This is a genomic window from Phocaeicola barnesiae DSM 18169 = JCM 13652, assembly GCF_000374585.1.
Classification (GTDB): domain Bacteria; phylum Bacteroidota; class Bacteroidia; order Bacteroidales; family Bacteroidaceae; genus Phocaeicola; species Phocaeicola barnesiae.
On the sequence record NZ_KB894645.1, the window covers coordinates 43,464 to 55,710 of the forward strand.

Genomic DNA, 12,247 nt, shown 5'->3' on the forward strand with positions numbered 1-12,247 from the left:
CAACAGCTGGGAGACACTGGCGGCAGAATACCGCCCTCCCGGCAATACACAAGAAGCTACGGAAGGGAGAACAGATAAAGAGCCGGCAAGAACAATCGGAAATATATTTCATTCTTTTGCAGACTTTGTCGGTTTTCAGTTCTTCGGTCAGAAAACAAATACTTATCTTTGTTTTCAATATAAAACCAACCTAGAATCAATATGAAGGTAGCAATCATTGGAGCCGGCAACATGGGCGGAGCTATTGCACGCGGTCTGGCACACGGTCATTACATCAAGGCACAGGACATCATCGTATCCAATCCCAGCAGCGGGAAACTGGAAGCCTTGAAAGCAGATTTCCCGGATATCCGGACAACACACAACAACAAGGAAGCTTCCGAAGATGCCGATATCGTCATCATCGCCGTCAAACCCTGGAAAGTGAAGGAGGTACTGGAGCCTCTACGGTTACGCCAACCGCAGATTCTGGTTTCGGTAGCCGCCGGACTGACATTCGAAAACCTGGCTCATTTCGTCGACCCGGAAATGCCGATTTTCCGGGTAATTCCGAACACAGCCATTTCCGAACTGGCCAGCATGACCCTGATTGCCGCACGCAACGCGTCGGACACTCAGGTAAAACAGATGATAGAACTGTTCAACGAAATGGGAATGTCTATCCTCATCGAAGAAAAACAGTTTGCCGCAGCCACTTCACTGACTTCCTGCGGTATCGCCTACGTACTGAAATATGTACAGGCAGCCATGCAGGCCGGCGTAGAATTAGGTATCAAGCCCAAAGATGCCATGAAAATGGTGGCACAGACGGTAGAAGGTGCCGCGCAATTGCTGTTGAAGAACGAGCAGACTCATCCGGTACTCGAAATAGAAAAGGTTACGACTCCAGGTGGAATCACCATCAAAGGTATCAACCAACTGGAACACGACGGATTTACTTCGGCCGTCATCAATGCCATCAAAGCAAGCATGTAAAGACAAGCTTCTCAGATAGAAGAACGGGACGACAGAAATATGCCGTCCCGTTCTTTTATCTGAAATTCCACTCACGGACAAGTGGAATCCCACTTCAGTTTTAACTTAAAAAAAACGTCCTCGCATCTGCATGAAAACATGCTCGCAAATGAACTAAAACGAACGGACGTTTTCAGGCAAACAAACGTTTGTTTTTAGACGCTTCAATCCTCATCAGTCAAATCACAAATCCAGTTATTTCACGAAGCCCTTCTTGGCCCACTTCAGGCTGTTCCAGCGGCGGACAAAAATGATGGCCCGGATATTCTCGTCCAGCAGGAAAGCGCACCACATGCCGGCGAGTCCCCAGCCCCAATAAATGCCTAACAGATAACTGAGACCGACCGATACACTCCATTGTACCACCAGGCCCACATAAAACGGATAATTGACATCTCCCGCCGAACGTAAGGCATTCGTGGCATAGATATTGACCGCACGGCCAATCTCCACCACAATATCTATCAACATCACCATGACACCCAGGCGGATAATTTCCTCGTTACTGGTCAACAGACTGAAAATGGTATGACCCAAAGCCGCCCAAATACACGACAGGACCAACGATACCAGGATAGAAAGCCGCATGACATATTTCCCCAACAGGTATGCGGCACGGATTTTCCGCTGACCTACCAGGTGGCCGATGCTGATAGCCCCTCCCTGCGCCATGGCAATGGCAAAAAGATAAACAAACATCACGATATTCACCGTATAGGTACGTGTTGCCAGCGCATTGTTTCCCAACATGTTGATAAGAAAGGTGATGACTACCTGCGAAAAGCTATAGGACATGTTCTCGCCCGCCGACGGAAGGCCGACCTTCATCAGGTTCTTCAGCTCAATCCATGGGAAAGGACGGAACCAGGCACGCGGGAAACTGGGAATGTGCTTACGGAACAGGATAATGAACAGCACGACCATACTTACCCCACGGGCAATCGAAGTGGAAATGGCCGCTCCTTCAGCTCCCAGGGCAGGAAAACCGAATTTACCGAAAATCAAGGAATAGTTGCCGATGATGTTCAACACATTGACCAATACAGTCACCAGCATGGGATAAATGGCTTTATTCGCACTACGAAGCGAAGCCGATACCGTAATCGAAAGCGCCTGAAAGAAGGCGAAAGCTCCCACAATCTCCATGTATCCGATACCATACTTCAACAACTCCGGACGGAGACCCATCCAGCCCAACAGCGTGGCTGCTCCGAAATGCAGGATAAGACTGACCAATACCCCCACCGCCAGGTTCAGCAGCAACGATACTCCTACCACCTGCACCATCTTCTTCCGCAGACCAGCTCCCAGGTATTGCGAGCACAATACCGAAGTACCGATATTGATGACTTCGAATATCAGAAAAGCAAACATGACTATCTGATTCACAACACCTACTGCCGCCACACTTTCATCCGAGTATTGACTCAGCATGATGGTGTCTACGGCACCAAGCATCATAATCAGAAGGGTTTCAATGAATATAGGAATAACCAATTTGGTCAGTTCTTTCCGGATGCTGACCGTCCGAATAACAGGAGTTTCAACCATACTTCTTCCAAACTAATACCACAACAGACAGACGATAACAGACGACACCACTATCCCCTTCCGTTTTTCGGACACAAAGGTACAGCAAATAGACACGCATGTTTATCCATGTCCGAATTTCTTGACATATATCAATTTCCAGGAATCAGAAACCAGTATGGAAGTTCCGGAGTTCCGCCCGTAAACGGTGCGATTGTCCGTCAGTCAGACTATCAAGCAGTTCCCAAAAACGAGGACCGTGGTTCATCTCACGGGTATGAGCCAGCTCATGCAACATGACATAATCCATCAGATGTGCCGGAACCAGCATCAGGTAACACGAAAGACTGATGGTACGCGTAGCGGTACAGCTTCCCCAACGGGTACGGGCTCCGGTAATCCGCACTTTCCGGTAAGGCAGGCCGCAACGTGCAGACCAGGCAGCCAGCAACGGAGGCAGAAACGACTCCGCCCGCCGCTTCAAGGCACGGACAATGGCATTACGGACAAGCTTCTGCACCTCATCACGACCGAAATCGGTATCGGCAGGACAATAAATCCGCATCTCCTCTCCTTCTTCCTTCACCGTAAAACAACGCAAACGGCTCGGAACAAGCGACAGACGAAAACAATCGGCTTGAATACTAAAATTGAAATCAATCAACCGCACAGCCACTTTCCTAAAGGACTCCAACAATCTGGGACGGAAAGGAGCAATAGCCTCCAAAATCTTATCTGCCCGGCTGAAAGGAGGCACGACCACATACAGACCTTCCGGTCTGACACGCATCGAGATATTCCGTGCCGTTCTTCGGGTACGGATAACAATACGTCCGAAATCCTCATCTGCCAATATACGTTGTGTAGCCATGGGCACAAAGATAGGACTTTTCCGGTTGAGAAATCCTACTCTGCCTCAATAAAAAAAGGATTACTGCTCACGCGGTAATCCTTTTCATGTATTTGAGTTAGTAATTTAATTTGAGAGAATTGAAACTTCACAGCCTCGTTTTTCTATTATAGATAAGCACTAACTATTTATATAAAAGCAAATGAAAATGTTCGTTACTGTTTGGTGTTTTCTATACGGGGTTTTTCCACCACCTTATTGACGGGGACTCTTGCCGTATCGGCCTCGTACGCCACTTGCGGGTCGGTTGCCCGATTTTCAAACTGGTCGTACACATAAACCACACCAGCCGAACCGCTACCCAATGATTCCTTGACGACACCCCCTACTGTAAAAAGTAAGGCCAGTACCGCCGCAGCCTTGAAAAGCGGCATGAAACGCGAATGCATAGTCAAACGCTTGGCTCTTACAACCGGACGCTCAATTTCTGCCAGAATCCGTTCATCGAAATCGCTTCCCAACTTCTCTTCCTTCGCTACCTCCTGATAAACAAACAAGGATTTGTAGCGGAGCAGATGAGCCGGCAGTTCTTTCTGCTGGAAGAAAGCCCGAAGAATCTGCTCTTCTTCCAAAGAAGTCTCGCAGTTCCAATAGCGTTCCAAAAGCTGTTCGATGTACTTATAATCCATACGTTTCTATTTCGTTATATTTTAACTTGATTCGTTGTCTGGCCCGGAAGAGGTTCACTTTTACCTGCTCCTCGGTAACCTGCAGCAAATCGGCTATTTCCTTGTAACTTTTCCCTTCGATATCACGGAGTTGCAGAATTGTACGCTGCTTCTCCGGCAATTCGTTCACCAACTGATGGACCAGCTTCAACCTTTCGCTGTCCTCCAATTGGCGGTCGGGAGTCAATGCATCAGGCATCTCCTGTGTTTCCGGAGTCAACCCGATATGTTGGGCTTCCATCTTCTGGCTCCGGTCGATAGCCAGGTTTCTGGCAATCGTCAGGCAATAGGCCTCAATGGAATCAAACTGTGCCCATTCATCGCGCCTGTTCCAGACTTTAATCAACGTATCCTGCACGACATCCTCCGCTTCGGCTCTATCGAGCGTGATACGGAGCGCCAATCGGAAAAGCTTGTCCTTCAACGGCAGTATATCGTTTCGGAAACTGATTTCTTGCATTGCTTTCTATACTAATGACGGGTGAGTAGAACAAAAGTTACACCCACCCGCCTATTTTTTTTGAATTATTTTTTAATGATTGTTCCGGATTTCCCGTCGATGGCTGATGCTGAGGTGATTATCACTTGGATAACTCCAGCCTCGACTGCCGAAAAAGAATTCTCCAGCTTCGGAATCATGCCTCCCTGAATCACTCCCTCGTCCACATACTGACGAAACAAGTCCGGAGTGATGACCGGAATCACACTGTCATCATCATTCTCATCACGCAGTACACCTTTTTTCTCGAAACAGTACATCAGCGTCACATCGAATGCTTCGGACAATGCTTTGGCTGTTTCGCCGGCAATGGTATCGGCATTGGTATTCAGCAAGCCGCCGGCACCGTCATAAGTCAACGGAGCCATGACCGGTACAATTCCCTGACGAATCAGCTGTACCAATACATCGGCACGTACCTCTTTCACATCGCCTACGAATCCATAGTCCACATCCTTCACCGGACGTTTATCTGAACGGATAACTCCCATATCAGCCCCTGTAAGACCAACAGCGTTCACGCCCTTGCCCTGCAGACCTGCCACGATGTTCTTGTTGACCAAGCCACCGTAAACCATCGTCACCACTTTCAGTGTTTCGGCATCGGTGATACGGCGTCCGTTCACCATTCGGCTTTCAATACCCAATTGAGCAGCGATACGGGTAGCAGAACGTCCACCACCGTGTACCAGCAGTTTATAGCCAGGAACAGCTGAAAAATCGCTCAACAAACGATTCAAGGTATCTGTTTCCTCAACGATTTTTCCACCTACCTTTATAATAGTCAGTTTCTCTTTCATGTTTTCCTCCTTTATCTTCCTGTTACTCCAAGTAAGTATATCCGTACAGACCGGAACGGTAGTTCGCCAGGAATTCTTTTCCTTCTTCCAGCGAAATCTTTCCTTCCTTGACTGATTTGGTTACCCAGGTTTCCAGGTTACGTACCAATTTCTTCGGATTATACTGTACATAATCCAATACTTCAGCTACGGTCTCACCGTCAATCACCTGGTCGATGCTGTAACCCTTATCGTCTACAGATACGTGAACGGCATTGGTATCGCCGAACAGGTTATGCATATCCCCCAGAATTTCCTGATAAGCTCCTACCAGGAACACACCGATATAATAAGATTCTTTGGCCTTGACCGTATGTACCGGCAAATCATGCGTCACGCTACGGCTCGTTACAAAATTCGTAATCTTTCCGTCCGAATCACAGGTAATATCCTGCAAGGTAGCTGTCCGGTCCGGACGTTCATCCAGACGCTGGATAGGCATAATCGGGAAAATCTGGTCGAGCGCCCACAGGTCAGGCAACGACTGGAACAGGGAGAAGTTACAGAAATACTTGTCGGCCAGCAGTTTGTCCAGATTCCGGAATTCATCGGGCACATGCTTCAATCCCGCAGCTATCCGGTTTATCTCCCGACAAACAGACCAGTACATCCGTTCTATCTGAGCACGTGTTTTCAGGTCTACAATACCGTGACTGAACAAATCGAGTGATTCCTCACGTATCTGCTGGGCATCGTGCCAAGCCTCCAGCATGGTCCGTTGATTCAGATTGTCCCAAATCTGATACAATTCCTGCACCAGTTCATGATCCTCCGGACTTACTTCAAATTCTTCCGGCATTTCTGGCAAAGAAGCCGTTTCCAAGACCTCGAAAATAAGCACCGAATGGTGAGCCGTCAGCGAACGTCCACTTTCTGTAATGATATTCGGATGCGGAATACCGTTCTTATTGCTGGCATCTACCAAGATGGAAATAGAGTCGTTCACATACTCCTGAATGGAATAGTTCACACTACTTTCGCTGGTAGACGAACGTGTACCGTCATAATCCACACCCAAACCACCGCCGATATCGACAAACTCCACCTGGAATCCCAGCTGATGAAGCTGCACATAAAACTGCGAAGCCTCACGCAAAGCCGTCTTGATACGACGTATCTTGGTAATCTGACTGCCGATATGGAAATGAATCAACTTCAGGCAATCCTTCAAATCTTTCTTCTCGATAAGATCAAGCGCTTCGAGCAATTCGCTGGAAGTCAGTCCAAACTTACTGGCGTCGCCACCGCTTTCCTCCCATTTGCCGCTTCCCGAAGAAGCCAGTTTGATGCGGATACCGATGTTGGGACGTACGTTCAACTGTTTGGCCATGCGGGCAATGAGGCGCAATTCGTTCAGCTTTTCCACGACCAGGAACACCCGTTTACCCATTTTCTGAGCCAACAGTGCCAGTTCGATGTAACTCTCGTCTTTATACCCGTTGCAGATAATCAACGAATCGGAATCAGTGTTGATACCGATAACGGCATGAAGTTCCGGCTTCGAACCGGCCTCCAGACCCAAGTTGAATTTCTTTCCATGGCTGATAATCTCCTCTACAACCGGACGCATCTGGTTCACCTTGATAGGATAGATGATAAAGTTCTGGGCCTGATAGCCATACTCTTCGGATGCCTGTTTGAAACAATTGGATATCTTTTCAATCCGGTTATCCAATATATCCGGGAAGCGTACCAGCATGGGGGCTGTTACATCCCTCAGCTGCAGTTCGTCGACCAGTTCTTTCAGGTCGACCTGTACCCCGTCTTTACGGGGAGTTACCACTACATGACCTTTGTCATTAATACCAAAGTAGGAGACACCCCACCCCGTAATGTTGTAGAGTTCTTCAGAATCTTCAATACGCCATTTTCTCATTTCACAACATAAAGTCTACGTTTATACTAATATACTTTTAAATTCAAGGATTATCGGATGAAGCCAGCAAACAAAGGAAAATCCGTCCACTTCACAAGTTACCGAATCTTCATGAATCTGCACTTCAATGTACACCTCCCAACAGAGGCTCCGTTTTTTAATTATTTTTATTTATTAACTCTTTCAGTTTTTCTACCGATTCGTCAATCTGCTCATAGCTCTCCAGCCGCTCTGCATTGAAATGAAGCCGAGCCTGCGAATAGAAAGGCAAACGCTTCTGTAAAGCGTTTACTATCACCTCCATCAGTTCCTCATCGGTCTTATCGGCCAGTAAAGGACGTTTGGCTTTGGCTATCTTCAACCGACGGAACAACACCTCGGGGTGAGCATCCAGAAAAACGGTCGTACCTTGCCGGTTCATGTATTCCATATTATCAAAGAAACACGGAGTTCCTCCACCACAGGCTATGACCACATCTTCGAACTCTCCAGCCTCATGCAGCATCTTCCTTTCCTGCTCACGGAAACCATCTTCACCACGTTCTGCAAAAAGTATAGAGATGGATTTGTGCAGACGCTCTTCGATATACCAGTCCAAGTCGATAAACTCCAGACCAGTGGCACGGGCAAACGCTCTTCCCAGCGTAGTCTTGCCCGAACCCATATAACCTATCAGAAAAATCCGTTTCATTTTTTCTTCTTAGCTGAACGAATCACCTTGCGAGTTTCCGATTTCTCTTTCTGCAGTTCGATGACCTTGAAACAAGCATCCAGATTCAGGTCGGCAGGCTCCACATTTTCAGGAATCTTATAGTTCTTCTTCTGATACGCGATATACGGACCGTAACGACCGTTCAGAATCTGCAGATCCGGATTCTCAGCAAAAGTCTTGATGACTTTTTTAGCCTCAGCTTCCTGTTTATCCTTCAACATCTGCTCAGCCTCTTCCAAAGTGACACTCAACGGGTCTACTGTCTTCGGGATAGATACATAAGTATTTTCGTAACGGATATACGGTCCGAACTTACCTTTTCCTACCGTAACCGGTTTACCGTCAATATCGCCCAAGGCACGCGGGAACTTGAACAGTTCCAAGGCTTCTTCCAAGGTAATCGTTTCCAGAGAATGTTCCTTGTTCAACTGGGCAAAACGCGGCTTCTCCTCATCTTCGGCCGAACCAATCTGTGCCATCGGTCCGAAACGGCCAATCTTAACCGAAACCGGTTTACCGGATGAAGGGTCAATACCCAAAACACGTTCGCCTACTTTATGTTCACTCTTGACCGAAAGAGTCTGTTCCACCAGCGGATGGAACTTCTGATAGAACTGTTCCATCAATCCGGTCCAAGGCTTCTCGCCTTCAGCTACTTCGTCGAACTCCTTTTCTACATTTGCCGTAAAATTGTAATCCATAATGGCCGGGAAATATTCCATCAGAAAATCATTGACCACAGTACCCACATCGGTAGGCAGCAACTTAGACTTTTCACTTCCCGTCATTTCGGTACGGGTCGATTCTTTTATTTTTCCAGCGGTCAGTTTCAGAACTTCATAAGTACGCTGTACACCTTCGCGATTGCCTTTCTCTACATAGCCTCGCTGCTGTACGGTAGAAATGGTAGGTGCATAGGTAGACGGACGTCCGATACCCAATTCCTCCAGTTTACGTACCAGGCTTGCTTCTGTATAGCGAGGCGGCGCCTGTGTATACCGTTCCACAGCTTGAATCTCACGGTTCGTGAACTGCTGACCGACTACCAGTTGCGGCAACAGCCGGTTCTCGCTTTCCTGTTCGGCATCGTCATCGTATGACTCTTTATAAACACGCAGGAAACCGTCAAAAGTCACTACCTCACCCACAGCAACAAACACATCTTCCACGCCGGAGATTGAGATGGTAGCTGTGGTCTTTTCCAGTTCAGCATCGGCCATCTGTGAAGCGAGGGTCCGTTTCCAAATCAGCTCATACAGGCGCTGTTCCTGCGATGTGCCTTCCACGCTCTGGTTCGCCATGTAAGTCGGACGAATGGCCTCGTGTGCTTCCTGGGCACCCTTGGTCTTGGTAGCATACTGGCGGGTCTTCGCATACCGTTCACCCATGAGAGAAACAATCGTTTCACGACTGGTACCCAATGCCAGTTCCGACAAGTTCACTGAGTCGGTACGCATATAAGTAATCAATCCGTTTTCATACAGACGCTGCGCCAGCATCATGGTCTGTGCCACTGTATAACCTAATTTACGGGCAGCCTCCTGCTGCAAGGTAGAAGTAGTAAACGGAGCAGCCGGAGATTTCTTGACCGGACGGGTCGTAATGTCTTCAATCTTGAATTCAGCTCCTATACACTTTTCCAGAAAATCCTTCGCTTCTTCCTTCGTCTTAAAACGTCTGTTCAGCTCAGCCCGTACTTCGTTTCCATTTCCGTCATCAAAAACTGCCGTAACCCGGAAAGAAGCCTCGCTCACGAAACCTTGGATTTCACGTTCACGGTCAACTATGAGGCGGACGGCCACCGACTGTACACGACCGGCAGAAAGAGCCGGTTTGATTTTCTTCCACAATACCGGTGACAACTCAAAACCTACAATACGGTCCAACACCCGTCGTGCCTGCTGCGCATTCACCAAATCTACATTGATGTCCCGCGGATGTTCGATAGCTTTCAGGATAGCAGTCTTTGTGATTTCATGGAATACAATCCGCTTGGTCTTCTCGGGTTTCAGTTTCAATACTTCAAACAAGTGCCAAGAGATAGCCTCTCCTTCGCGGTCCTCATCGGATGCCAGCCAGACCATGTCGGCCTTCTTTGCTTCCGCCTTCAGTTCTTCCACCACCTTCTTCTTATCCTCGGGTATCTCATAAATCGGTTTGAAATTATCCGCAATATCGATACTGAATGCTCTCTTTTTCAGGTCACGGATATGTCCGTAGCTGGAGAGCACCTTATAGCCTGTTCCCAGGAACTTTTCGATGGTTTTCGCCTTTGCCGGAGATTCGACTATTACTAGATTATTCTGCATAACAATGTATTCCATTAAAGTTTCTGGGCAAATGTAGGAAAAAAACAGATTTTTCTCCCTATAATAAGGTATGTTTCTTCTTTTTTGTTCGTTTTTACAGGTTTTAAGACAAGAAAATGCAGGAAAGAGATACTGATGTAACAAAAAAAATGTCCGGAAGCAGCCTCCCACAGAAAAGGACACTGTTTCCGGACAAGAAATATCCCAAAGGTACTGCTCTTTAGAAACGGTAGCTTACTCCTCCCATGACATAGAGTTTCTGCATGGGATAACCGTTTGACTGCAGATAAGTCTTGTTGAGCAGATTATTGACCGAAACAAACACGTTGAAACGTTCCATCAGTTCATAGTCGGCACGCAAGTTCAGTTCGTTTACCGGATCGGCCTTGCCATCCAAAGAGTCAATGTTCTTACGTCCTTCATACCGATAAGAAAGTCCGGCATGAAGACCTTCCAAAATCTTGAAGCGAGCAGATAAACCGATTTCAAAAGCAGGCTTCAGCATCAGCAAGGCTTCCTTACCTTCATCCACGCTCCAACCATAAAAAGCGCCGTCTACCGAGAAATCGAACCAGTCACGGTATGCATAGCTGACCGATGCTCCTCCGTAGCCCAGCTTAGCCTTATCCTGTGCCAACCCGGCATACACATAAAAAGCATTCTCATCAGCCATTCCAGGAAGAACGAAGATTTCATTCTTTACCATCCGATACCCTCCGTACAGATGCAGGCCCAATCCCGGTACAGGCGAAGCTTTCAATCCAAGAGAAAGGTCCATCGGAGTGTACGTCGTACGCATCTGCTCCGTCTGGAACCAATAGGGAGAAATATCATTCAACTGACGGAAATCGTTCAACTGAGTTCCTCCACCAGCTTTCAGATACAACCGGTTGGAAGTAGCAAAGGTATAAGCCAGTTCAATATCCGGTGCAGCCTTGATACCCCCATGGTATGCTGTCTGCCAATCGACATGTGCTCCCAGATGAGCTTCGAAACTGCCATTCCTGTACGTATAGTACGGATTCAGCCGGAGCAAGGTATAATCCTGCTGGTCAACGTCATGAATCACATTATCCATCGTCAGGTTCAAACCCACCTGCTGTTCATCGGAGATATCCCCTTCCATATACCCCTTTGTATGGAAAATATTTTCAGAGCCCTCCCATAAACCCATCTGGGCATACTTTCGGCTGAAGCTGCGCAGCCCGGTCTGAATGCCGAAACGGACCGGGAAAGATGTGTCTGTAGACCGAACACCGACATATCCTTCGGCCAAGGTATAATGCTGTTTGTCCAAATAACCGGGAAGTTGGGCAGACGAAGTGGAAGCCGGCATGTAATTGAATACCTGTGAAGCAAAATTACCTCCCAGCCAAAGAGCCACCCGCTTGAAATCGTGCCGATAATCGAGAGAAAAATCAGTCCGGAAGAAACGTGATTTCCAGTCATCTTCTTCAGTCAGCATCGGGATATCACCACACAAGCCATACAGTGAAGCCATCACGCCCAACTGGTCGCGCGAGGAGATGTTCCATAAATAGCTGGCCTTAAAATCGGTATTGTTCCGGTTACCGTATGCACCCCGGATATAACCACGGGGGGCAACCGGCTGTGTCAGACTACGGGTAATCGGCCCCATCGGTGCAACAGCCCAAGTCGTGAGCGGACGCTGCGACTCCGCATAATCGATATGCTGTTTAGCCACAGCCGGTTCTTCTATCTGAGGCAGCACATTCACCTTAAAGGCATCCATCACCTCCGGATTATACTGGTTTTCTACCACCACCGTCCGGTTCAGTGTAGAATCCTTGGCTTGCTGTTGGGCAGCTGCCGGAAGCATCGGCAACAAGGCAGCCCCCAGAATCATATTTCTAATCGTATTCATACGTT

At 47.8% G+C, this 12,247-nt stretch carries 10 protein-coding genes; 1 reads left to right on the top strand and 9 read right to left on the bottom strand.

What is annotated here, in order from left to right; all coding sequences use genetic code 11:
• Positions 1–201 precede the first annotated feature (201 nt).
• Positions 202–975: a pyrroline-5-carboxylate reductase gene (gene proC / locus C510_RS0104060; protein WP_018710058.1), complete on the top strand. Its 774-nt coding sequence runs from the start codon at positions 202–204 to the stop codon at positions 973–975.
• Between the two features lie 234 nt (positions 976–1,209).
• Here proC and C510_RS0104065 read toward each other — a convergent pair whose 3' ends face one another.
• From C510_RS0104065 to C510_RS0104110, 9 genes are all read right to left on the bottom strand, one after another.
• Positions 1,210–2,565: an MATE family efflux transporter gene (locus C510_RS0104065; protein ID WP_018710059.1), complete on the bottom strand. Its 1,356-nt coding sequence runs from the start codon at positions 2,563–2,565 to the stop codon at positions 1,210–1,212.
• Positions 2,566–2,710: 145 nt separating this feature from the next.
• Positions 2,711–3,415: a M48 family metallopeptidase gene (locus C510_RS0104070; RefSeq protein WP_018710060.1), complete on the bottom strand. Its 705-nt coding sequence runs from the start codon at positions 3,413–3,415 to the stop codon at positions 2,711–2,713.
• 194 nt (positions 3,416–3,609) lie between these two features.
• Positions 3,610–4,083 (bottom strand): hypothetical protein, encoded by a 474-nt coding sequence (locus C510_RS0104075; RefSeq protein WP_018710061.1) that lies wholly within the window; start codon positions 4,081–4,083, stop codon positions 3,610–3,612.
• Positions 4,073–4,582 carry an RNA polymerase sigma factor gene (locus C510_RS0104080; RefSeq protein ID WP_018710062.1) on the bottom strand — a complete coding sequence of 170 codons (510 nt, stop codon included), beginning with the start codon at positions 4,580–4,582 and terminating at the stop codon, positions 4,073–4,075. Before C510_RS0104080 ends, C510_RS0104075 begins: the two co-directional genes overlap by 11 nt.
• Positions 4,583–4,647: 65 nt before the next feature.
• Positions 4,648–5,421 (bottom strand): acetylglutamate kinase, encoded by a 774-nt coding sequence (gene argB / locus C510_RS0104085; protein ID WP_018710063.1) that lies wholly within the window; start codon positions 5,419–5,421, stop codon positions 4,648–4,650.
• A gap of 22 nt (positions 5,422–5,443) precedes the next feature.
• Positions 5,444–7,336, bottom strand: coding sequence for a biosynthetic arginine decarboxylase (gene speA / locus C510_RS0104090; protein WP_018710064.1), 1,893 nt, complete (start codon positions 7,334–7,336; stop codon positions 5,444–5,446).
• A gap of 157 nt (positions 7,337–7,493) precedes the next feature.
• Positions 7,494–8,027: a shikimate kinase gene (locus tag C510_RS0104095; protein WP_018710065.1), complete on the bottom strand. Its 534-nt coding sequence runs from the start codon at positions 8,025–8,027 to the stop codon at positions 7,494–7,496.
• The gene (gene topA / locus C510_RS0104100) at positions 8,024–10,357 is read right to left on the bottom strand and encodes a type I DNA topoisomerase (protein WP_026320092.1); all 2,334 of its coding nucleotides are present in this window, start codon (positions 10,355–10,357) and stop codon (positions 8,024–8,026) included. The genes C510_RS0104095 and topA overlap by 4 nt, the downstream gene beginning before the upstream one ends.
• 220 nt (positions 10,358–10,577) lie before the next feature.
• Entirely contained in the window at positions 10,578–12,242 is a 1,665-nt protein-coding gene (locus C510_RS0104110) for a porin family protein (RefSeq protein WP_026320093.1), read from the bottom strand.
• Positions 12,243–12,247: the final 5 nt, after the last annotated feature.

What these genes read in the sequence shown, in the direction of transcription:
- proC (WP_018710058.1), top strand. Translation starts at nt 202, where the DNA reads ATGAAGGTAGCAATCATTGGAGCCGGCAACATGGGCGGAGCTATTGCA.
- C510_RS0104065 (WP_018710059.1), bottom strand. Translation starts at nt 2,565, where the DNA reads ATGGTTGAAACTCCTGTTATTCGGACGGTCAGCATCCGGAAAGAACTG.
- C510_RS0104070 (WP_018710060.1), bottom strand. Translation starts at nt 3,415, where the DNA reads ATGGCTACACAACGTATATTGGCAGATGAGGATTTCGGACGTATTGTT.
- C510_RS0104075 (WP_018710061.1), bottom strand. Translation starts at nt 4,083, where the DNA reads ATGGATTATAAGTACATCGAACAGCTTTTGGAACGCTATTGGAACTGC.
- C510_RS0104080 (WP_018710062.1), bottom strand. Translation starts at nt 4,582, where the DNA reads ATGCAAGAAATCAGTTTCCGAAACGATATACTGCCGTTGAAGGACAAG.
- argB (WP_018710063.1), bottom strand. Translation starts at nt 5,421, where the DNA reads ATGAAAGAGAAACTGACTATTATAAAGGTAGGTGGAAAAATCGTTGAG.
- speA (WP_018710064.1), bottom strand. Translation starts at nt 7,336, where the DNA reads ATGAGAAAATGGCGTATTGAAGATTCTGAAGAACTCTACAACATTACG.
- C510_RS0104095 (WP_018710065.1), bottom strand. Translation starts at nt 8,027, where the DNA reads ATGAAACGGATTTTTCTGATAGGTTATATGGGTTCGGGCAAGACTACG.
- topA (WP_026320092.1), bottom strand. Translation starts at nt 10,357, where the DNA reads ATGCAGAATAATCTAGTAATAGTCGAATCTCCGGCAAAGGCGAAAACC.
- C510_RS0104110 (WP_026320093.1), bottom strand. Translation starts at nt 12,242, where the DNA reads ATGAATACGATTAGAAATATGATTCTGGGGGCTGCCTTGTTGCCGATG.